Genomic DNA, 20,445 nt, shown 5'->3' on the forward strand with positions numbered 1-20,445 from the left:
CATCGTCAAGACCAGTCCGTGCATCAAGGCTCGTGTCCATGCATATCGTCTGCCCCCATTGTACGACATCCTACGCCATCAAGCCCGCGAGCCTGGGGGCGAACGGACGAACGGTCCGCTGCTCCCGCTGCAAGGAGACCTGGGTCGCCTATGCCGAGGATGCCATCGAGGAGGCGTCCGTCCCGGCCATGGCGGCCGCCAGCCAGGCCGACGACCAGTCCGACCTCGCCGAGCAGTGGAACTCCTACGCCAGGGACGTCGGCGCCGCTGACACGCCTGTCGTCGACAGCCCCTCGATCGCCAGCGACTGGCCGGCCGAGGACGCCCAGGCGACCGAGGACGAATGGTCAGCGGCGGCCCGTGCCGCCGAGGATGACGTCGTCGGCGCGCAGCACCAGTCTTGGTTCCGCAGCCTGTTCAGCCGCCGCGGGGCGCGGGTGAGGCGCCAGGCCCCCACCGAGGCTCCGCGAAAATCCCATTTCGGTCTGCCGACCGCCTGCGCCGCCATGGGCGCGCTGGTGCTGGCGCTGGTCATCTGGCGCGGCGACATGGTCCGGCTGCTGCCGCAGACGGCGGCGTTCTACAAGATGGTCGGACTCGAAGTTAATTTGCGCGGGCTGGCGTTCAAGGACGTCAAGCTCTCCAGCGAGACCGTGGACGGTAAGCAGGTGCTGGTGATCGAGGGCGTGATCGTCGGTCAAAGCAAGAAGCCGCTCGATATCCCGCGGCTGCGCTTTGCGGTGCGCGACGCGCAGGGAGCGGAAATCTACGCCTGGAACACCGTGCTGGAGCAGACCGTGCTGCAGCCGGGTGAGCGCGCCTTCTTCCGCTCGCGCCTGGCCTCGCCGCCGCCGGAGGGCCGCAATATCGACGTCCGCTTCTTCAACCGGCGCGACATTGCCGGCGGCAGCGTATAATCGATTTTGCATATCCCGCACGGGAGGCTGGTCTCAAGGTTGGTCTCATGCCGAAAATCCTGATCGCCGACGACGAGGACTCGATGCGCCAATTGGTGGCGCGCGCCATCGCCATGGACGGCCACGAGACCGTCACTGCACAGGACGGCGCCGAGGCGCTGGAAATCCTGACCCGCGAGAACGGCGCGTTCGATCTCCTGCTCACCGACATCCAGATGCCGGTGATGGACGGCATCGCGCTGGCGCTCTCCGCCGCGCGCGATTTCCCCGACCTGACCATTTTGCTGATGACCGGCTTTGCCGACCAGCGCGAGCGCGCCTCGAATTTGAATGCGCTGGTGCATGACGTCGTGACCAAGCCGTTCTCGGTGGCCGACATCCGTACGGCGGTCGCGGACGCGCTGGCAGCGAAGAAAGCGTAGGGGCGCGGCGTATTCCGCTGTCAGGCCCCGGCCTTGACCGGGGCACCCAGTACGCCGCGGCCTCTCGGTTCAATCACAACCGTCTCTGGAATACTGGATCGCCCGCCTGCGCGGGCGATGACACCGAGTGTGACGTCAAAAATCCTTCAGCAGACGCTCGAGGTAATCGAGCTCGATCTGCGGACGCGCGGGATCGCTCAGGCGGCGGCGGAGCTCTTCGAGGATGCGGCGCGCGCGCTGGGCATCGATCTCGCCGGGAATCTTGACCGTGTAGTCGTCGCTGTATTCCTTGCCGCGCAGCGGCCGGCCCAGCGGGTCGGTCCGTTCGCCGCCGCTCTGCTGGCGGCCGACAGCCTGACCGGGGCCGTCACCGTCGCCCGGATCCTGGCCTTCGCCGTTCTGCTGCCCGCCGAGCGCGTCGGCGAGATCCTGCATGCCCTTGCGCAGGGCGTCGATGGCCTTGCCCTGCGATGTCGTCGCACCGTCGGCATCGCCCTCGCCGATCTGATTGCCGGCGTCTCCCATGGCGTTCTCGGCGGCGTCGAAGCCGTCATCGCCATCCTGGTCGCCGTCCTGACCCTGACCTTGGCCCTGCTGACCTTGTTGGCCCTGCTGCCCCGGCTGCTTCTGCCCGCGCTGGCCCTTCTGGCCATCCTGCTGCAAGCCCATCTCGGCGAGTTTCTTCTTGAGGGCCTCCAGCCGCTTCTTCAATTGCTCCTGCCGGCCCTGCGTATCCTGCGACCCTTCGCGCGACGCCGAGGGATCGTTCGGATCGGGATAGAGATATTTCTCCATGTCCCGGATCGCCCGGGACTGCTGGCCAATGCTCTCGTCCGAGTTCTTGTCCTTCAGGTTGTCGGCGGATTGCTTCATCGACCGCTCGGCGCTGTCGAGCAGTGCATCCAGACTCTTTTGGTCGGCGCGCGACGACTGGGCGAGACCAATCGAAGCCGTGGAACAGGACAGCATAAGCACGAGACAAGCCGTGGCGAGCCTTCCGCGCGTGACCTTGCCGTTCTGCCAGATTGAGGTGTGTTTCATGAGCTATCTCGCTCCCTGGGATTCACGCCAGGTCCTGAGCTCTTCGCGCAAGGCATCCTGCTGCCTTGCCAGGTCCTCCAGCTGATCGCTGGTCGCGCCGCGCGTCTTCTGCCGCAGCTCTCTCGATTTACGCAGGATCTCCGCGACCTTGGGCGGCAGAGGCTTGGTGCGTTGGCCGCGTTTGGAGTCCTTGCTCTGCCGGTCGGTTTCGTCGCGAAGCGCGTTCTGCTCCCGGAGCAGATCGTTCAGCTCGCGCGCAATCTCGTCCATCTCTTTTTGCTCGGCGCTGGGCGGCCCCGGAGGATTTTCCAGCGCGCGGGCCAGGCGGTCCAGCTCGCGCGCCGCCGCTTCGCGGTTGCCGCGCTGGATCAGCCGCTCGATGCGCTTCATCTGGTCGTCGAGGCCGATGGCCGGCCGCGCCAGCGGATTGCTGCGCATCTGCTGCGCGTACTGGCGCATATAATTGTCCAGCGCGGTCCGCAGATTGTCCATGAGCTTCTTGAGCTCTTCGTCGCTGGCGCCGCGCTGAAGCGCCTGCTTGAGCGCGTCCTGCGCCGCGCGCAACGCCTTGGCGACGTCGCTGATGTTGCCGTCCTCGATCGTCACCGCAAGCGCCCACAGGCTCGCCACGACCTCACGCAGGGAATCGTCGGTGCGCGCCGCCTCGAGCTGGCGTGCGACGCTATGCAGGCCGAGATACTGCCCGGCTTCCGGCGTGAACATCTCGGGCGCGATCATCAGCGCATCGAGCGCGGCGTAGACGTCGGAATTCTTGTTGGCGTCGAGCGCGAGGATGCGGCGCTGCTCGATCAGCGCGCGGGCGAGCGGCTTGGTGAACAGCCGGCCCGGCAAGCGCATGTTGAAGGGCTCGCTCTTCGCCTCGTTGCCGGCCTCGTCCTTGGCAGTGAGCGTCAGCGTCACGTCCGCGCCGGAATAGGGATCCTCGCTGAGGTCCTTCACCGTCTGGCCGACGCCGTTGCGGGTCCGCGCATTGGGCAGGGTCAGCGCGAATTGCGGCGGCTGGAACAGCGGCCGCGCGGCCTTGCCGTCCGCGTCCTTGGTTCCGTCCTTGTCTTCGGTTGCGCGCGGAACGAATTGCGCGGCGGCGCCCGTGACGCCGTAATCGTCCTCGATCTTGTAGGAGAGCTGCAACGCGCCGTAGGCCTGACGCTCGGGATCCTTGGCGAGCGCGATCGTCGGCGGGCGGTCGGGCGTCGCCGCGAACGCCCATTGCGGCTGGCCGGAGGGCGCGCGGACATGCGCGGTGCCGTCGCCGGTGATGGTAAAATGCTTCTCGTTGGTGCCCTTCGGCGCGGCCTCGGTGGGCGCGACCTCCTTGAGGCCACCGGAGATGACGACATCGAGGCTGCTGCCGGAGGAGCGCACGATCAGGGTCGAGCCGGCCGGAACTGCGAGCGGGCCGCTGGCAGGCAGCGCCGCGGCCTCCTTGTTGGCGGCCGACAGGATGACCGGCGGCTTGCCGGTGTAGAGCGGCGGCGTGATCCAGGCATCGACGCGGACGTTGGTCGGCGCCAGCACGCCGTTCCAGTCGAACGCGGCACCTAACCGCATCGCGCGCTCGTCGCCGGCGGCGAAGAAGGTCGCGACCAGCATCACCATGACCAGCGCGCGCAGCGCCCAGGGATCGTGCAGGGCGAGGCGCGGATGTGGCAAGCCGGCACGGATGCGCTTGAGCGAAGCCAGCGTGCGCTCGCGCTGCGCCTGCCACAACGCCAGCGCGACCGGGTCTTTCGAGCTCAGCGTGTCCGTCAGCGTCGTCGCCGGGCGGTGACGGATACCGGAGCCACGGTCGAGCCGGCTCAGAGCCTCGTCGCGGCCCGGCCAGCGGAAACGAATCAGGGGGACCAGAGCGGCGATTGCGATGCCGGCAAAAGCCACGAGACCGATGGCACGGACGACGGACGGCAGCACCAGCCAGAGGCCGGCCCACGACACCACCAGGAACAGGCCGACGACAGTCAGCACCCGCGCCAGATGTGGCCAGGCACGTTCCCACGCGATGGCATAAATGGCCCGATCGAGGGCCTGCGCCAGCTTCAGCCGCGACAGAGCGTCGCCATCGCGGATCGGGTCTGACGGGTCGGGGGTGACGCCGTTCAATCAATTCTCCAGGTTGCCCGGTAGAGAAGCGTATCACAACGGCAGCACTGAGGCATCCGTTCCGGTACGGGAGAGACCCCTTTTCCCGCATAACACGAGGACGTGACTGGCCGGGCGCAACACCGTAATTTCCACGCGCCATTCCGAGGAAAACGCAAGGAAATAGAGGGAACGCCATGGACAAGAAGATGCACGACAAGGGCCTGGAAGTCCGCAAAGCGGTGCTGGGCGAGGCCTATGTCAACAATGCCCTGAAGAACGTCGACGATTTCAACCGTCCGTTCCAGGAGATGCTCAACGAATATTGCTGGGGCACCGTGTGGGGCCGCGAGGAACTGCCGCGCAAGACCCGCAGCATGCTCAACATCGCCATGATCGCGATCCTCAACCGCCAGCACGAGTTTCGCGCGCATCTGAAGGGCGCGCTGACCAATGGCGTCTCCCGCGACGAGATCCGCGAGATCCTGATGCTGGTCGCGATCTATGGCGGCATGCCGGCCGCAGTCGACAGCTTTCGCATCGCGCGCGAGGTGTTCGCGGAGATCGACGGCAAGGCGTGAGGCCGCCTCTGTTCGCCGCCTCACATCCAACGAACAACGAAGAAGAAAGAAGGAAACACCATGCACATCGGATTCATCGGCCTCGGAAACATGGGTCTCCCGATGGCGCGGCGGCTGATCGAGGCCGGGCACAAGCTCGTCGTGTTCGACACCCGCAAGGAGGCCGTCGACAAGCTCGTGGCGCGCGGCGCCACCGCTGCAACCTCGCCGAAGGACGTCGCCGATCAGGTCGAGACGGTCATGGCGAGCCTGCCCTCGCTGCAGGCGTCGCTCGAGGTCGCGACGGGTGCGAACGGCGTGATCGAAGGGAGCCGCGCCAAGCGCTTCATCGATCTCTCCACCGTCGGCTCGACGATGGCGGCGAAGATCCACGGCCTGCTGGCAAAACGCGACATCGTGCAGATCGACTGCCCCGTCTCCGGCGGCGTCGGCGGCGCCGAGAAGGGCACCCTGGCGGTGATGGTCTCAGGGCCCAAAGCCGAGTTCGAGCTGCTCAAGCCCGCGCTCGACGTGATCGGAAAAGTGTTCTTCATCGGCGAGAAGCCGGGCGCGGCGCAGACCATGAAGCTCGCCAACAATTTCCTGTCGGCGACCGCGATCGTGGCGACCTCGGAAGCGGTGGTGATGGGCGTCAAGGCGGGGCTCGATCCCGCGGTGATGATCGACGTCATCAATGCCGGCTCCGGCATGAACACCGCGAGCCGCGACAAGTTTCCGCGCTCGGTGCTGCCGCGGACGTTCGACTTCGGCTTCGCCACGGGGCTGATGGTGAAGGACGTGCGGCTGGCGCTGGAGGAGATGAAGCAGCTCGGCCTGTCGATGGAGGTCGCCGACGCGGTCGGACGGCTATGGGAGACCGTGATCAGCGCGGAAGGCGCCGAGTCCGACTTCACCGCGGCGATCAAGCCGATCGAAAAGAAGGCGGGAGTTGTGGTCGGCGGAACGAAGGGTGGATTGGCGGGGAAGTAGCCGCCCCGCACGCTCGTCGTCCCGGGGCGTGCGAGGCGCGAGCCCGGGACCCATAACCACAGGCGGATGTGGTTACGGGGACTCGGAGTTACAGCTCAGCCAAACAACCACTTCTTGTGGTTATGGGTCCCCGCCCCTCGTGCGCAATTGCGCACTAGGCGGGGACGACAGCGAGGATGAGGCGCGGCCTTACCGCCCCTCAATCCCTCACAGCCACGGCGCCGGCGTGTCCATCGCGATCAGCTGCTCGACCTCGATGCGCGGGCGCACGACGGCGTATTGATCGCCCTTTACCAGCACTTCCGGAACCAGCGGCCGCGTGTTGTAGGTGCCGGCCTGCACCGCGCCATAGGCGCCCGCGGTCATGATGGCGATGAGATCGCCAGGCTTCGGCGTCGGCAGCGTGCGATCCAGTGCGAGATAGTCGCCGGTCTCGCAGACCGGGCCGACGACGTCGGCCATGATCGTGGCGGCGCCCGCGGCCGGCTGCGTCACCGGCAGAATGTCGTGATGCGCCTCGTACAGCGTCGGGCGGATCAAATCGTTCATGGCGGCGTCGATGATGACGAAATTCTTGCCGTCGCCGTGCTTCACGTAGATCACCCTGGCGACCAGGATGCCGGCATTGCCGACGATCATGCGGCCCGGCTCGAACATCAGCGTGCAGCCGAGATTGTGGCTGACGCGCTTGACCATGGCGGCATAGGCGTCGGGCGCCGGCGGCGCCTCGCGGTCCATGTAATAGGGAATGCCGAGGCCGCCGCCGAAATCGACGTGGCTGATGTTGTGACCGTCGCTGCGCAGCGTCTGCACGAATTCGGAGAGGATGCGGAACGCAGTCTCCATCTTGGAGAGATCGGTGATCTGGCTGCCGATATGCACGTCGGTGCCGGTGACCTGGATACCCGGCAGCTTTGCGGCGCGCGCATAGACCTCGCGGGCATAGGCGATCGGAATGCCGAACTTGTTCTCGGACTTGCCGGTCGAGATCTTGGCGTGCGTGCCAGCATCGACGTCCGGATTGACGCGCACGGAGATGCGCGCGGTCTTGCCCATCTCGGTCGCAAGCCGCGACAACAGCTCGAGCTCGGGCTCGGATTCGACGTTGAGGCAGAGGATGTCGGCGGCCAGCGCGGCACGTAATTCGGTTTCGGTCTTGCCGACGCCGGAGAACAGGATCTTGCTGGCGGGAATGCCGGCGGCCAGCGCACGCTTCAATTCGCCGCCGGAGACGACGTCGGCGCCGGCCCCGAGCTTGGCTAGCGTGCGCAGCACCGACTGGTTGGAATTCGCCTTCATGGCGTAGCAGACCAGCACCTTCTCGCCGGCGAAGGCGTCGGCGAAGACGCGGTAGTGCCGCTCGAGCGTCGCGGTCGAATAGCAATAGAACGGCGTACCGACGGTTGCGGCCAGCTCGGACAGGTTCACGGCCTCGGCGTGCAGCACGCCGTTGCGATAGTCGAAATGGTTCATGGCGTCAGCTCAGCTATCCCGGCTCATTTTTTGCCGGGAGGTTCGTCCAGGAGCGGGTCGAGGATAAACGATTTCTTCTTGCCCTTGGCGGCGGCAGGCGCCGCGTCCGCACCGTACCCGGGATTGAACACGCTCGGCGTCCTCTGGGCTTCCGTCTCGGTGTCGGTTGGAGCTGCGACATTGGCCGTGGATGCACTGGAGGCGGTCGGCGGCAGATCCAGCGGGCCCTTGCGGCCGCAGCCGGCAAGCGCGAGCGCCGTCAGGCTCAAGACAATGATGGCCCACCCCGAGCCGGCCGGGCGAAACTTTGACGTCACGACGAAATCCCCACTACGCGGGCCGCACCATACAGAGATTGGCACGCTCTGGCGAGAGCCGGATGACCATGAAACATAAGCGAAATTTTGCCCTCAGCCCAATTTTCGCTCTTTTTCCAGCCGCTTCGCCCAGGCCTTGGCCTGCGACGCCACGTTCTTCGGCGCGGTGCCGCCGAAGCTGGTCCGGCTCTTCACCGACGATTCGACCGAGAGCACGCCGAGCACGTCCTTGGTAATCTTGGGCTCGATCGCCTGCATCTCCTTCAGCGGCAGCTCGTGCAGCGCCACCCCGCCCTCGGCGGCTTTCGCCACGATACGGCCGGTGACGTGGTGGGCGTCGCGGAATGGCATCTTCAGCGTCCGCACCAGCCAGTCGGCAAGGTCGGTCGCGGTGGCATAGCCCTCGCCCGCCGCCGCCTTCATCTTCGCTTCGTCGGGCATGAGATCGCGGACCATGCCGGTCATGGCGCGGATCGCGAGCGACAGGGCGGCAAAGCCCTCCATCGCGCCCTGCTTGTCCTCCTGCATATCCTTTTGATAGGCGAGCGGCAGGCCCTTCATCACGATCAGGAGGCCGTTGAGCGCGCCGATGACGCGGCCGGTCTTGGCGCGCACGAGCTCGGCGGCATCCGGATTGCGCTTCTGCGGCATGATCGAGGATCCCGTGGTGAACTTGTCGCTGAGGCGGATGAGACCGACCAGCGGCGAGGTCCAGATCACGATCTCCTCGGCAAAGCGCGACATGTGCACGGCGCAGATCGAGGCCGCCGACAGCGTCTCCAGCACGAAGTCGCGATCGGAGACCGCATCGAGCGAGTTCGCCATCGGGCGGTCGAAACCGAGCGCTTTCGCGGTGGCGTGGCGGTCGATCGGGAACGAGGTGCCGGCGAGCGCGGCGGCGCCGAGCGGCGATTCATTGAGCCGCTTGCGGGCGTCCTGGAAACGGCCGCGGTCACGCGCCGCCATCTCGACATAGGCGAGCAGATGATGGCCGAAGGTCACGGGCTGCGCGGTCTGCAGATGCGTGAAGCCGGGCATCACAGTCGCGGCATGTTCGAGCGCGCGATTGACGAGCGCGGCCTGGAACGCGGCGAGCGCCGCATCGGTCTCGTCGAGAACGTCGCGGACATAGAGACGGAAATCGGTCGCAACCTGGTCGTTGCGCGAGCGCGCGGTGTGCAGCCGGCCGGCGGCGGGGCCGATCAGCTCGGACAGGCGGCTCTCGACGTTCATATGGATATCTTCGAGGGCACGCTTGAATGTGAAGCCGCCCTTGCCGATCTCTGACAAAATCGTGTCTAGACCCTTGCCGATATTTTTCGCATCAGAGCCCGTGATGATGCCCTGCGCGGCAAGCATCGCGGCGTGCGCCTTGGATGCGGCAATGTCCTGGGCAAAGAGGTGACGATCGACGTCGATGGAGACGTTGATCTCTTCCATGATCTCATCGGGGCGCTCCGAGAACCGGCCGCCCCACATCTTGTTGCTCATGATCCCCTGCTCACGCCTTGCTTGCCGCTGCTGCCGCACGTTTGCTGGCCGGAGCCAGCCGTATTAAGAGGCCCCTGATAGCCATATCTGCGACCGGATGACAAACGATATGCTCGACAAGACGCCCTCCGCCACGCGCCGGATCCCCCTCGTCATCGCCACTGTGGCGATCGGGGGGCTGGCCGGCTTCGCCGCGCTGTACGGGCTGGGCCTGAACCGGGCGCCCTCAGGCGATCCGGCCTGCCGGGCCGCGGTGGCAACGGCGCAAAAAATCGCTCCCCTCGCCCATGGCGAACTGGCCGCCCTGACCGTGGCGAGCGCGCCGCTAAAACTGCCCGACCTGGTCTTCGAGGACGCTGACGGCAAGCCGAAGAAGCTGTCCGATTTCCGCGGCAAGACGCTGCTGGTCAACCTCTGGGCCACCTGGTGCGTGCCCTGCCGCAAGGAAATGCCGGCGCTGGACGAGCTCCAGGGCAAGCTTTCGGGCCCGAATTTCGAGGTGGTGGCGATCAACATCGACACCCGCGACGCCGAGAAGCCCAAGACGTTCCTGAAAGAGGCCAACCTGACCCGGCTCGGCTATTTTAGCGATCAGAAAGCCAAGGTTTTCCAGGACCTTAAAGCCATAGGCCGGGCCCTGGGCATGCCGACCTCGGTGCTGGTCGACCCACAGGGCTGCGAGATCGCGACGATCGCGGGGCCGGCGGAATGGGCGAGCGAGGACGCGCTCAAGCTGATCCGGGCTGCGACGGGCAAGGCCGCCGCGTCGCTCTAGGCGGTGTGTACTAAGCCGTGACGTTTAGGTTGCCGCCGACGCCGGCGCCGACATTGGCGAGCGAAGGCTGACCGGCGCCGAGCAGCGTCAGGACGGTGGATTTCTCCATATCCGCGTTCTGCTTCATCAGCGTCGCCGAGATATTCGACTGTAGCGCGCCTTGCTGAGCGGCCAGCATGGTGCTGACCATCGCCATCATGTCCATTACGCAAACCCTCTTACCGGGCGCAGCCTAGGGGCGATGGGTTAATGCGACATGAATTGTCACGGTGCGGATGCACGGCCGGAGGGCGATAGCGCCGTAGGGTGGGCAAAGCGGCTTGTCCGCCGTAGCTCGAAGAGCGAAGGCGGAAGCGTGCCCACCAATTTCCACCGCATCATTGGAGAGATGGTGGGCACGGCGCCTTGCGCCTTTGCCCACCCTACGGCACCGGAAATTGGATCAGCGCGTCGGAACCGGCTTGGCGCCCCGGTAGTCGTAGAAGCCACGCTGGGTCTTGCGGCCGAGCCAGCCGGCCTCGACGTATTTCACCAGCAGCGGGCACGGGCGATATTTGGAGTCGGCGAGGCCCTCGTGCAGCACCTGCATGATCGACAGGCAGGTATCGAGGCCGATGAAATCGGCGAGCTCGAGCGGGCCCATCGGATGATGCGCGCCAAGCTTCATCGCCGCGTCGATGGCCTCGACATTGCCGACGCCTTCATACAGCGTGTAGATCGCCTCGTTGATCATCGGCAGCAGGATACGATTGACGATGAAGGCCGGGAAATCCTCGGAGACCGCGACCTGCTTGCCGAGCTTGGAGACGAATTCCTTGGACGCCTCGAAGGTCTGGTCGTCGGTGGCGATGCCGCGGATCAGCTCGACCAGCTCCATCAGCGGTACCGGATTCATGAAGTGAATGCCGATGAAGCGCTCGGGCCGGTCGGTGGCGGCGGCTAGCCGCGTGATCGAGATCGAGGAGGTATCGGAGGCGACGATCGCCTCCGGCTTCAGCACCGCGCAGAGCTCGTGGAAGATCTTGCGCTTGACCTCTTCCTTCTCGACCGCGGTCTCGATCACGAGGTCGCAATCGGCGAGGTCGTCGAGCTTCTCGGCGAGCTTGATGCGCGCCATCGCCTTGGTCTTGTCGTCCTCGCTGACGGCCTTCTTGGAGACCTGGCGCGCCAGATTGCCATTGATGGTGGCCATGCCCGACTTGAGCCGGTCGGCCGAGACGTCGTTGAGCACCACGTCGAAACCGGCCAGCGCCGCGACATGCGCGATGCCATTGCCCATCTGACCCGCGCCGATCACGCCGACCTTCTTGATCACTGCCGCCATAATGTCATCCACCGGAACGGCGCGCAGATCGCGCCTGCCTCATCCCCCGAGCCGGGAGGTCCGATTTAATCAGAAACTCGATTAGATCAGAATCCTGGCTCGAAACCTAGATTGGATCGCTTCCCCGGCGTGCCCCACGCCAAAGAAAACGCCTTGAAAAAGAAAAACCGGCCGGAGTGTACCACTCCGGCCGGTGTTTTTAGCGCGTTTTTACTTGCCGAGCTTGGCGAGCGCTTCGGTGAGCTCAGGAACCGCCTGGTAGAGGTCGGCGACCAGGCCGTAATCGGCGACCTGGAAGATCGGCGCGTCCTCGTCCTTGTTGATCGCGACGATCACCTTGGAGTCCTTCATGCCGGCCAGATGCTGGATCGCGCCGGAAATGCCCACCGCGACATAGAGCTCGGGGGCCACCACCTTGCCGGTCTGGCCGACCTGCCAGTCGTTCGGCGCATAGCCGGCATCCACCGCCGCGCGCGAGGCACCGACGCCGGCACCGAGCTTGTCGGCGAGCGGTTCGATGTACTTGGCGAAGTTCTCGCGGCTCTGCATGGCACGGCCACCGGAGACGATGATCTTGGCCGAGGTCAGCTCGGGGCGGTCGCTCTTGGCGACTTCCTCGCCGACGAAGGACGACAGGCCCGGATCGGCCGCCGCAGCGACGTTCTCGACCGCGGCGCTGCCGCCTTCACCCGCCGCCGCAAAGGTCGAGGTGCGCACCGTGATGACCTTCTTGGCGTCCTTCGACTTCACCGTCTGGATGGCGTTGCCGGCATAGATCGGGCGCTCATAGGTGTCGGGGGCGACCACCTTGGTGATCTCGGAGACCTGCATGACGTCGAGCAGGGCTGCGACACGCGGCATCACGTTCTTGAAGCGCGAGGTCGCGGGCGCGACGATCGCGTCATAGCCGGAAGCCAGCGAGACGATCAGCGCGGCCAGCGGCTCGGCGAGATCGTGGGCGTAGGTCTCGCCCTCGGCAAGCAGCACCTTCTTCACGCCGGCAAGCTTGGCGGCGGCATCCGCCGCAGCCTTGGCGTTCTGGCCGGCCACCAGCACGTCGACATCCGCGCCGAGTGCGGCAGCCGCGGTCAGGGCCTTGTTGGTCGCGTCCTTCAGCGACGCATTGTCGTGTTCGGCAATCAGAAGCGTCGTCATCAGAGCACCCCGGCTTCGTTCTTGAGTTTCGACACCAGCTCGGCGACGTCCTTGACCTTGACGCCCGCCTTGCGGCCCGCCGGCTCCGTCGTCTTGAGAACCTCGAGACGCGCGGCGACGTCGACGCCGTAATCGGCGACGGTCTTCTCCGCGATCGGCTTCTTCTTGGCCTTCATGATGTTGGGCAGCGAGGCATAGCGCGGCTCGTTGAGACGGAGATCCGTGGTGACGATCGCCGGTCCCTTCAGCTTGACGGTCTGCAGACCGCCGTCGACTTCGCGGGTGACCTTGAAGTCAGAACCTTCGACCTCGAGCTTCGAAGCAAACGTCGCCTGCGACCAGCCGAGCAGCGCGGCCAGCATCTGACCGGTCTGGTTGCTGTCGTCGTCGATCGCCTGCTTGCCGAGGATAATCAGGCCGGGCTGCTCTTCGTCGGCGATCTTCTTCAGAATCTTCGCGACCGCGAGCGGCTCGACGGTGCCCTCGACCTTCACCAAGATGCCGCGGTCGGCGCCCATGGCGAGACCGGTGCGGATCGTCTCCGAGGCCTGCGCCGGTCCAATGGAAACCACGACGACCTCGGTGGCCTTGCCGCCTTCCTTCAGGCGCAACGCTTCCTCGACCGCGATTTCGTCGAACGGGTTCATCGACATCTTCACGTTGGCGAGTTCAACGCCCGATCCATCGCCCTTGACGCGGACCTTGACGTTGTAATCAACCACCCGCTTTACCGGCACCAAGACCTTCATCGATCCTCTTTCACTCAATTTGGGAGGGGGGTTATCAACTGGCGCGGAACCTAAAGGCCTGATCCGGCCCGGTCAACGCGCGACAGGGCCAAATTTTAGACCTTAGAAATATCGACCTCAATGGGTCAGCGATTCTGGCCCGGAACCCAGAGCACGTCGCCGGCGCCGTTATGGTTGGCGGCACGGCTGGCGACGAACAGGAAGTCGGACAGGCGGTTCATATACTGGATGCCAGCGGCGCCCACGGGCTCGCCGGGCCGGGCCGCCAGTTCCACCATCACGCGTTCCGCCCTGCGGCAAATCGTACGGGCAACGTGGAGGTAGGCGGCGGCCGGCGTGCCGCCCGGCAGCACGAAGGAGGTGAGCGGCGCCAGCTTGTCGTTGAGCGCGTCGATGTCGCGCTCGAGCCGCTCGACCTGGCTTGCCACCACCCGCAGCCGCTCGGCCTTGCCTTCACGCTCGGGCACCGCGAGGTCCGCGCCGAGGTCGAACAGATCGTTCTGGATGCGGCCGAGCATCGCGTCGAACTCGGACATGTCATGGGTGTGGAGCCTGACAACGCCGATCGCGGCATTGGTCTCGTCCACGGTGCCATAGGCTTCGATGCGCAGATCGTATTTCGGACGGCGCTCGCCCGTTCCGAGCGCCGTCGTGCCGTCGTCACCGGTCTTCGTATAGATGCGATTCAGCGTGACCATTTTTAACGCCCCATCGCCCAGACCGCGAGCATGGCAATCACGATCGCCACAAACTGAAGCAGCACGCGCCAGCGCATCAGCTTCTGCGAGGTGTTGGGCGAGCCGCCGCGCATCATGTTGACGAGACCGAGCAGCAGCACCACCGCCACGGCGCCGGCCGCTACCGGCAGGATGAAAGTACTCAGGAGAGATGCCATTTGGGGTAGATAACACCGTGCTTGCGGATGCGCCATGGTGCCGCGGCAGCCGCCGCCGTCATTCCGGGGCGATGCGAAGCATCGAGCCCGGAATGACGACGGGGGCGCTTCGCGATCTGGCTTTTAGGTCAATAATATCAGATGGTAGTGCGATGATTTCTGGTCTGCGCCAATTGCCCGGCTTTTTCGCCTCTCCCCGCGCACGGGGCGAGCGAGCGGCATCTGTCGTGTAGGTGGGCGCGTGAGGGCAATCCGCACCATCTACGTCGTCGTGGAAGATGCCTTCTACACCTTCCTCGCCGACGACGGCTGGGCGATCGCGAGCCATATCGCGCTGTCGACGCTGATGGCACTGTTCCCGTTCCTGATCGTGCTGACCTCGCTCGCCGGCTTCTTCGGCTCCAAGGAACTTGCCGATCAGGCCGCAAGCCTGATGCTTCAGGTCTGGCCCAAGCAGGTCGCCGATTCGATCTCGGGAGAAGTCCACGACGTTTTGACCACGACCCGCACCGGCGTGCTGACGATCGGCGCAGCGCTGTCGGTGTATTTCGCCTCCAACGGCGTCGAGGCGCTCCGCGTCGCGCTGAACCGCGCCTATGCGGTGGTGGAGATGCGGCGCTGGTACTGGCTGCGCCTTGAATCGATCGGCTACACGCTGGTCGCGGCCTTCACCGCGCTCGCGATGGCGTTCCTGATCGTGCTCGGGCCGCTCTTCATCGAGGCGGCGCGGCGCCATATCCCGCTGTTCGTCGAGTCCAACGAGAGCATCCTCACCTGGCTGCGCTACGGCATCACCGTGGGTGCGCTGGTGGTGGCGCTGATCATCCTGCATGCCTGGCTGCCGGCGGGACGGCGCGCCTTCCTCCAGATCCTGCCCGGCATCGTCTTCACCATCGTGGCGTCGCTGATCTCGGGCATCGTGTTCGGCCAATATCTGGCGCGCTTCGCCAACAACTACGTGACGATGTATGCGGGGCTCGCCTCGGTGATCATCGCGCTGGTGTTCCTGTATTTCATCGCCGCGATCTTCGTCTACGGCGGCGAGCTCAACGCCGCAATCATCAAGTCGCGGCTTCCTCACGGCGTTTCGCTTCAAGCAGCGCAGTCGCTAAAGCGCGCGGAGAAACAGGCTTGACCAGGAAGGCGTCGGCGCCGGCCTCGCGCGAGGCCGCCTCGTCCTCGCCACGGCCGGACACGCCGATGATGGGTATCTGAGCCAGCGGCGCCGGCATGGTCCGGATCCGCCTGATGGCCTCGACGCCGTCGATGCCAGGCAGCACCATGTCCATCAGCACCGCATCGAACGCGCCCTGCGCGAGCCGGTTCACCGCATCCTCGCCGCGCCCGATGAACTCGGCATGGTGGCCGAGCTCGGTCAGGATGGTGTTGAGCACGACGCGGCCGAACGGATTGTCCTCGACGCTGAGCACGCGCAGCGCGGCCATCGCATCCGCCTCGGCTTCGCCCTTCGACTTGCGGGACTTGCGCGATTCCGTCGCGTCGAGCGACATCGTCAACGTGAAGGTGGCGCCGCCGCCGCGCCGCGGGGCGACCGTGATGTCGCCGCCCATCGCGCGCGCCAGTTGCTTGACCGAGGAAAGGCCCAAGCCGGCGCCGCCGAAGCGCGAGGCGATGGTGACATTTGCCTGGGTGAAGGGGCGGAACAGCCGCTTGATCTCGGCCATGGTCAGGCCGATGCCGCTGTCGGACACCGCGAAGGCGACGCCGACCTTGCCCTTCGCCTTGTCTCTGGCCTTGCCTTTGGCGGGACGCCAAGGCGCGACCGCGAGCGCGACACCGCCCTGCTCGGTAAATTTGACGGCATTGTCGATCAGGTTCTCGAGCGCGGCGCGCAGGCGGACGGAATCGCCGACCACCAGCCCCGGCAGCTTCTCGGAGATATCGACCTGGGCCTGGAGGCCCTTGGCCGCGGCGCGTCCGGCGAGCGAATCGCCGGCGCTGCGGGCGAGCGCGCGCAGATCGAACAAATCCTGCCGCAAGGCACTTCCACCCTTGCCCGCCCCCTTGCCGGTCCTGGCGGCATCGACGAACAGGGTGGCAAGGCTCGCCAGATGCTCGGCACCGGCCTTGATGGTGTCGGCCCAGCGCCGCTCGCGCTCGCCGAGATCGGAAGTGGCGAGCAGGTCGCTGATCGCAAGAATCCCGGTCAGGGGGGTACGGACCTCATGGGCGAAGGCGGCGAGCGCGGCCTGGACCACGTCCGGCGCCACGGCCTTGGCGCTGCGCTTGCGCAACCGGCCGGTCGCCCCGGACCGCTTCCGAGGCGGTCGCCTGGACGTTCGCGTGGTGCGCGCTGAGCGCGTTTTCGCCGCCATGAATCCCTTCGAAGGGTCCCCTTCGATCCCCAGGCTCTCAAGCAAGCATCGCACGGCGGAACCCCTGGAGTCACGGCGGCGTTTTGCTAACCCCCAGAGAAACTTAACCTAATCCCACCAACCGGCGGATGCCGGCGGGCGTGGCGCCGTCAGCGCGCAGCTCGCGCAGGCCGGTCGAGCGGTCCGATTTCGACAACTTCCGGCCCGCCTCGTCCAGAATCAGGGCGTGGTGGCGATAGGCGGGTTCCGGCAGATTGAGCAGGACCTGGAGCAGGCGGTGAACCGAGGTGGCGTGAAACAGGTCCTGCCCCCGCACGACCTCGCTGATGCCCTGAAGCGCGTCGTCGACGACGACGGACAAATGGTAGCTGGTCGGCGTCTCCTTGCGGGCCAGGATGACGTCGCCCCAGGCCTCGGGCCGCGCGGGGACGGTACCATGCTCGCCGTCGGGGCCCACGCCCAGCTCAGTCCACCTCAGGCCGGCAACGCGTCGGCAGGCGGCCGCCATGTCGAGCCGGAGCGCGTAAGGCACGCCAGATGCAATGAGCCGGTCGCGCTCGCCGGCCGACAGCGATCTGGCGTCACCCGGATAAAGCGGCGCGCCATCGGGATCGCGCGGCCATGGCCCGGCGGCCTCGCGCGCGGTCACGAGCCTGGCGATCTCCGCGCGGCTTTCGAACGCGGGATAGACGAGACCAAGTGCAGAGAGTTTTTCGAGCGCGGCGCGATAAACCGCGAGATGCTCCGACTGCCGCCGCACCGGCGTTTCCCAGGCGATGCCGAGCCAGGCGAGGTCGTCGTAGATCGCCGTCTCATATTCCGGCCGGCAGCGCGTCGCGTCGATGTCCTCGATCCGCAGCAACAGCCGCCCGCCGGTCTCGCGCGCGCGGTCGAAATTGAGCAGCGCCGAATAGGCGTGGCCGAGATGCAAGAGGCCATTCGGACTGGGGGCAAAACGGAAAACGGGTGGCGCCATGCGGTGAAACTCGTCATGGCCGGGCATAGCCGTCCGAAGGGACGGCGTCGCTTCCGCTCGCCTATGTCCCGGCCATCCACGTTCTTCGGTGCGATACAGCGATCGTGTCAAGTCGTGGACAGATACGAACACTGTCACCCATGCTAGACATGTCGTGTGGTTAGAGAGACGTGGATGGCCGGGTCAAACCCGGCCATGACGCCGGAGAGAGTTTGCCGACCCAAATGACCATCCACCTCGAAACCCAGTCCGATCTCGAAGACGCCGTCCACGCGCTGATCAAGCGCGACCCGCGCCTCAAGCCCGTGCTCGAGATCGCCGGCATGCCCGCCTTGCGGCGGCGTGAGCCGGGTTTTACGGGGCTCGCCCACATCGTTTGCGGGCAGCAGCTTTCGACCGCGAGCGCCGCAGCGATCTGGGGGCGGCTGTCGGCCGCGTTCGATCCGTTCGACCATGAGGCCGTGAGCCGCGCCCGCACCGACCGGCTGGGACGGCTCGGCCTGTCCGCCGCCAAGATCAAGACGCTGAAACATCTCGCGCGCGAGATCAATGCGCAGCGGCTGAACCTCGATGTGCTTGCCGAGGAAGACGCCGAGGCCGCGCACCATACGCTGATCGCGCTGCCCGGCATCGGGCCATGGACGGCCGACGTCTATCTGCTGTTCTGCCTCGGGCACGGCGATGCCTGGCCGGCCGGCGACATCGCCGTGCAGGAGGGGATCAAAGTTGGCCTGGGCCTTCAGGCGCGGCCGACGGAGAAGCAGATGGCGCCGCTTGCCGAACCCTGGCGTCCCCTGCGCGGAGCAGCCGCGCATCTGTGGTGGAGCTATTATCGCGTGATCAAGAAGCGCGAAGGTGTCATCAGCAACCAGCCCTAGCCTCGCAGCCGTTCGCGATCGGCACGGGCGCATTCGGCCACGAAGTCGACGACGGCGCGCACCGCAGACAACTCGACCAGATCGGGATGGGCGAGCAGCCAGAGATCGGCGACGCTGACCAGTTTTTGCGGCGCGACGCGCACCAAGTCTGGATAGCTCTCCGCGACGAAGCAGGACAGCGCGGAGATTCCGATTCCAGCACGCACCGCCGCCAGCATGTCGCCCTGCGACGAGCAACGCATCACCATGGTGCCTTGCCGGGTGATCGCATCGCTCCAGCGCGCCAGCTGTGCGTTCGAATCCTGGTCGGCGAAGCCGATGACGCTGTGCCCCTTCCACTCGCCGCTCCGCTCCGGCAAGGACCGGCCCGTGGCATAGTCGCGCGAGGCATAGAAGCCGGTGCCGAGACGGCCGATCTTGCGGCCGACCAGATTTTCCTCGCCGCTGTCGACCGGTCGCAGCACGACGTCGGCCTCCCGCCGCCGCACGCTGGCCGGAAACGGATGGGTGATGATCTCGAGCCGAATGTGATCATGTGCGCCGAGAAACGATCGCAGCCGCGGCATCAGCCAGTGCGAGGCCAGCGTCGCGCCGATCGACAGCTTGACCGTGCCACGCGCCTTGCGACCGCCGGCGCCAACGGCGGCTTCGGCGCGGAGCGCGGCAGCGGCCATCGCCTCGGCATGCTCACGCAGCGTACGGCCGTCGGCGGTGAGCACGAAGCCGTCAGCGGCGCGCGCCAGCAGCTTGGTGCCGAGCTGCGCCTCCAGCGCCGCGATCTTGCGGCTGACGGTCGGATGGCTGGCGTGCAGACGCTTTGCCGCCGCAGTGAAGCTGCCGGTGTCGGCGACCGCAACGAAGGTCTTGCAGAGATCCCAATCCACGTCGGCTCCGTACAAATCTGAATATCCGCTTGTTCAATATTGAACGATCCCCGCCCGCCGTCCAACCCTATAGTGGGGTCAAACACGCCAGCGGCGGACACCCCGCCGACGCGACAATCGACATGGAAGCGCTCACCCCGGCCGGCAGGCTGGCGAAGTGCTTTGTCAGGAGGATCGGATGGCACTGCCCGCTCTGCTCAAGAACAATCTGGAGCTGCCCGTCGTCGGCTCGCCCCTCTTCATCGTCTCCGGGCCGGAGCTGGTGATCGCCCAATGCAAGGCCGGTGTCGTCGGCTCGTTTCCGGCGCTCAACGCCCGTCCGGTGGAAAAGCTCGACGAATGGCTGAGCCGCATCGAGGACGAGCTCGGCGAATACAAATCGCGCAATCCCGGCAAGAAGGTCGCGCCCTACGCCGTCAACCAGATCTGCCATGCCTCCAACGACCGCTTGATGAAGGACATGGAAACCTGTGTGAAGCACAGGGCGCCCATCATCATCACCTCACTGCGGCCGCCCGCCGAGATCGTCGAGGCCGCGCACTCCTATGGCGGGCTGGTGTTCCACGACGTCATCAACGTCAAGCATGCGCGCAAGGCCGCGGAGCAAGGCGTCGACGGACTGATCCTGGTGTGCGCCGGCGCCGGCGGACATGCCGGCATGCTGTCGCCGTTCGCGCTGGTGCGCGAGGTCAAGCAATGGTTCGACGGCGCGATCCTGCTGTCGGGCGCGATCAGTGACGGTTTTGGCATCGCCTCCGCGCTGACGCTGGGCGCCGACCTCGCCTATATGGGCACGCGCTTCATCGCGACGAAGGAAGCCAATGCCGACGAAGCCTACAAGTCCGCGCTGACGCAGCACGCCGCGCACGACATCGTCTACACCAACCTATTCACCGGCGTGCACGGCAACTATCTCGGCCCCTCGATCGCCGCCGCCGGGCTCGATCCGGACAATCTCCCGGTTGCCGACAAGACGAAGATGAATTTCGGCTCCGGCGGCAACATGAAATCCAAGGCGTGGCGCGACATCTGGGGCTCGGGCCAGGGCATCGGCCAGATCCTGGATGCGCCTCCGGTCGCCGAGCTGGTCGACCGGATGAAGGGCGAATTCGATCAGGCCCGGCAGGATTTCCTGATGCGCGCCAGCGCCTGACGGCTTGGT

General features: G+C 65.9%; 22 protein-coding genes. 8 read left to right on the plus strand and 14 right to left on the minus strand.

The genetic code is table 11. The annotated features are described in order from the left end of the window. Positions 1 to 38 precede the first annotated feature (38 nt). The gene (locus AB7531_RS39310) at positions 39 to 917 is read left to right on the plus strand and encodes an MJ0042-type zinc finger domain-containing protein (protein WP_231143665.1); all 879 of its coding nucleotides are present in this window, start codon (positions 39 to 41) and stop codon (positions 915 to 917) included. A gap of 47 nt (positions 918 to 964) precedes the next feature. Further along, positions 965 to 1,339: a response regulator gene (locus AB7531_RS39315; protein ID WP_028147294.1), complete on the plus strand. Its 375-nt coding sequence runs from the start codon at positions 965 to 967 to the stop codon at positions 1,337 to 1,339. Positions 1,340 to 1,474: 135 nt separating this feature from the next. Here AB7531_RS39315 and AB7531_RS39320 read toward each other — a convergent pair whose 3' ends face one another. After that, entirely contained in the window at positions 1,475 to 2,380 is a 906-nt protein-coding gene (locus AB7531_RS39320; protein ID WP_063985784.1) for a DUF4175 family protein, read from the minus strand. Positions 2,381 to 2,383: 3 nt separating this feature from the next. Beyond that, positions 2,384 to 4,501 carry a TIGR02302 family protein gene (locus tag AB7531_RS39325; protein WP_063985785.1) on the minus strand — a complete coding sequence of 706 codons (2,118 nt, stop codon included), beginning with the start codon at positions 4,499 to 4,501 and terminating at the stop codon, positions 2,384 to 2,386. A 176-nt stretch (positions 4,502 to 4,677) separates the two neighbouring features. Here AB7531_RS39325 and AB7531_RS39330 point away from each other — a divergent pair, with 176 nt between their 5' ends. Continuing rightward, positions 4,678 to 5,061, plus strand: coding sequence for a carboxymuconolactone decarboxylase family protein (locus tag AB7531_RS39330; RefSeq protein ID WP_063985786.1), 384 nt, complete (start codon positions 4,678 to 4,680; stop codon positions 5,059 to 5,061). Positions 5,062 to 5,121: 60 nt separating this feature from the next. Further along, on the plus strand, positions 5,122 to 6,030 hold the full coding sequence (locus tag AB7531_RS39335) for an NAD(P)-dependent oxidoreductase (RefSeq protein WP_063985787.1): 909 nt from the start codon (positions 5,122 to 5,124) through the stop codon (positions 6,028 to 6,030). Positions 6,031 to 6,237: 207 nt separating this feature from the next. On the opposite strand, the gene lysA is transcribed toward AB7531_RS39335, so the two are convergent. From lysA to argH, 3 genes are all read right to left on the minus strand, one after another. Next, positions 6,238 to 7,503, minus strand: a complete 1,266-nt coding sequence (lysA, locus tag AB7531_RS39340; protein ID WP_063985788.1) for a diaminopimelate decarboxylase — start codon at positions 7,501 to 7,503, stop codon at positions 6,238 to 6,240. A gap of 23 nt (positions 7,504 to 7,526) precedes the next feature. Next, positions 7,527 to 7,820: an LPS translocon maturation chaperone LptM gene (gene lptM, locus AB7531_RS39345; RefSeq protein ID WP_063985789.1), complete on the minus strand. Its 294-nt coding sequence runs from the start codon at positions 7,818 to 7,820 to the stop codon at positions 7,527 to 7,529. A gap of 93 nt (positions 7,821 to 7,913) precedes the next feature. Continuing rightward, on the minus strand, positions 7,914 to 9,311 hold the full coding sequence (gene argH / locus AB7531_RS39350; protein WP_063985790.1) for an argininosuccinate lyase: 1,398 nt from the start codon (positions 9,309 to 9,311) through the stop codon (positions 7,914 to 7,916). Positions 9,312 to 9,420: 109 nt separating this feature from the next. Here argH and tlpA point away from each other — a divergent pair, with 109 nt between their 5' ends. Beyond that, positions 9,421 to 10,086 carry a thiol:disulfide interchange protein TlpA gene (gene tlpA / locus AB7531_RS39355; RefSeq protein WP_063985791.1) on the plus strand — a complete coding sequence of 222 codons (666 nt, stop codon included), beginning with the start codon at positions 9,421 to 9,423 and terminating at the stop codon, positions 10,084 to 10,086. Between the two features lie 10 nt (positions 10,087 to 10,096). Here tlpA and AB7531_RS39360 read toward each other — a convergent pair whose 3' ends face one another. The 6 genes from AB7531_RS39360 to AB7531_RS39385 form a co-directional block, all read right to left on the minus strand. Then, on the minus strand, positions 10,097 to 10,291 hold the full coding sequence (locus tag AB7531_RS39360; RefSeq protein ID WP_015688853.1) for a hypothetical protein: 195 nt from the start codon (positions 10,289 to 10,291) through the stop codon (positions 10,097 to 10,099). A gap of 237 nt (positions 10,292 to 10,528) precedes the next feature. Then, positions 10,529 to 11,410 carry a 3-hydroxybutyryl-CoA dehydrogenase gene (locus tag AB7531_RS39365; RefSeq protein ID WP_063985792.1) on the minus strand — a complete coding sequence of 294 codons (882 nt, stop codon included), beginning with the start codon at positions 11,408 to 11,410 and terminating at the stop codon, positions 10,529 to 10,531. 210 nt (positions 11,411 to 11,620) lie between these two features. Further along, the gene (locus AB7531_RS39370; protein ID WP_063985793.1) at positions 11,621 to 12,565 is read right to left on the minus strand and encodes an electron transfer flavoprotein subunit alpha/FixB family protein; all 945 of its coding nucleotides are present in this window, start codon (positions 12,563 to 12,565) and stop codon (positions 11,621 to 11,623) included. Continuing rightward, positions 12,565 to 13,314, minus strand: a complete 750-nt coding sequence (locus tag AB7531_RS39375; protein ID WP_038942669.1) for an electron transfer flavoprotein subunit beta/FixA family protein — start codon at positions 13,312 to 13,314, stop codon at positions 12,565 to 12,567. Before AB7531_RS39375 ends, AB7531_RS39370 begins: the two co-directional genes overlap by 1 nt. Positions 13,315 to 13,439: 125 nt before the next feature. Then, complete coding sequence (locus tag AB7531_RS39380; RefSeq protein WP_063985794.1) at positions 13,440 to 14,012, minus strand: cob(I)yrinic acid a,c-diamide adenosyltransferase; 573 nt, start codon at positions 14,010 to 14,012, stop codon at positions 13,440 to 13,442. 2 nt (positions 14,013 to 14,014) lie between these two features. Continuing rightward, positions 14,015 to 14,209: a twin transmembrane helix small protein gene (locus AB7531_RS39385; RefSeq protein WP_028147306.1), complete on the minus strand. Its 195-nt coding sequence runs from the start codon at positions 14,207 to 14,209 to the stop codon at positions 14,015 to 14,017. 241 nt (positions 14,210 to 14,450) lie between these two features. Here AB7531_RS39385 and AB7531_RS39390 point away from each other — a divergent pair, with 241 nt between their 5' ends. After that, complete coding sequence (locus tag AB7531_RS39390) at positions 14,451 to 15,344, plus strand: YihY/virulence factor BrkB family protein (protein WP_063985795.1); 894 nt, start codon at positions 14,451 to 14,453, stop codon at positions 15,342 to 15,344. Here the strand turns inward: AB7531_RS39390 and AB7531_RS39395 are convergent. Both AB7531_RS39395 and gluQRS read right to left on the minus strand, forming a co-directional pair. Continuing rightward, positions 15,271 to 16,545 (minus strand): ATP-binding protein, encoded by a 1,275-nt coding sequence (locus tag AB7531_RS39395; RefSeq protein ID WP_063985796.1) that lies wholly within the window; start codon positions 16,543 to 16,545, stop codon positions 15,271 to 15,273. The two genes, AB7531_RS39390 and AB7531_RS39395, sit on opposite strands and share 74 nt — an antisense overlap. 103 nt (positions 16,546 to 16,648) lie before the next feature. Beyond that, entirely contained in the window at positions 16,649 to 17,521 is an 873-nt protein-coding gene (gene gluQRS, locus AB7531_RS39400) for a tRNA glutamyl-Q(34) synthetase GluQRS (protein WP_441280263.1), read from the minus strand. A gap of 224 nt (positions 17,522 to 17,745) precedes the next feature. Here gluQRS and AB7531_RS39405 point away from each other — a divergent pair, with 224 nt between their 5' ends. Next, on the plus strand, positions 17,746 to 18,399 hold the full coding sequence (locus AB7531_RS39405) for a DNA-3-methyladenine glycosylase family protein (protein ID WP_063985797.1): 654 nt from the start codon (positions 17,746 to 17,748) through the stop codon (positions 18,397 to 18,399). Here the strand turns inward: AB7531_RS39405 and AB7531_RS39410 are convergent. After that, positions 18,396 to 19,283 (minus strand): LysR family transcriptional regulator, encoded by an 888-nt coding sequence (locus AB7531_RS39410; protein ID WP_063985798.1) that lies wholly within the window; start codon positions 19,281 to 19,283, stop codon positions 18,396 to 18,398. The two genes, AB7531_RS39405 and AB7531_RS39410, sit on opposite strands and share 4 nt — an antisense overlap. Positions 19,284 to 19,461: 178 nt before the next feature. Between AB7531_RS39410 and AB7531_RS39415 the strand changes: the two genes are divergently transcribed. Beyond that, on the plus strand, positions 19,462 to 20,436 hold the full coding sequence (locus tag AB7531_RS39415; protein WP_063985799.1) for an NAD(P)H-dependent flavin oxidoreductase: 975 nt from the start codon (positions 19,462 to 19,464) through the stop codon (positions 20,434 to 20,436). Positions 20,437 to 20,445: the final 9 nt, after the last annotated feature.

This window comes from Bradyrhizobium sp. 63_E2_N1_3 (assembly GCF_052076005.1).
GTDB lineage: Bacteria > Pseudomonadota > Alphaproteobacteria > Rhizobiales > Xanthobacteraceae > Bradyrhizobium > Bradyrhizobium barranii.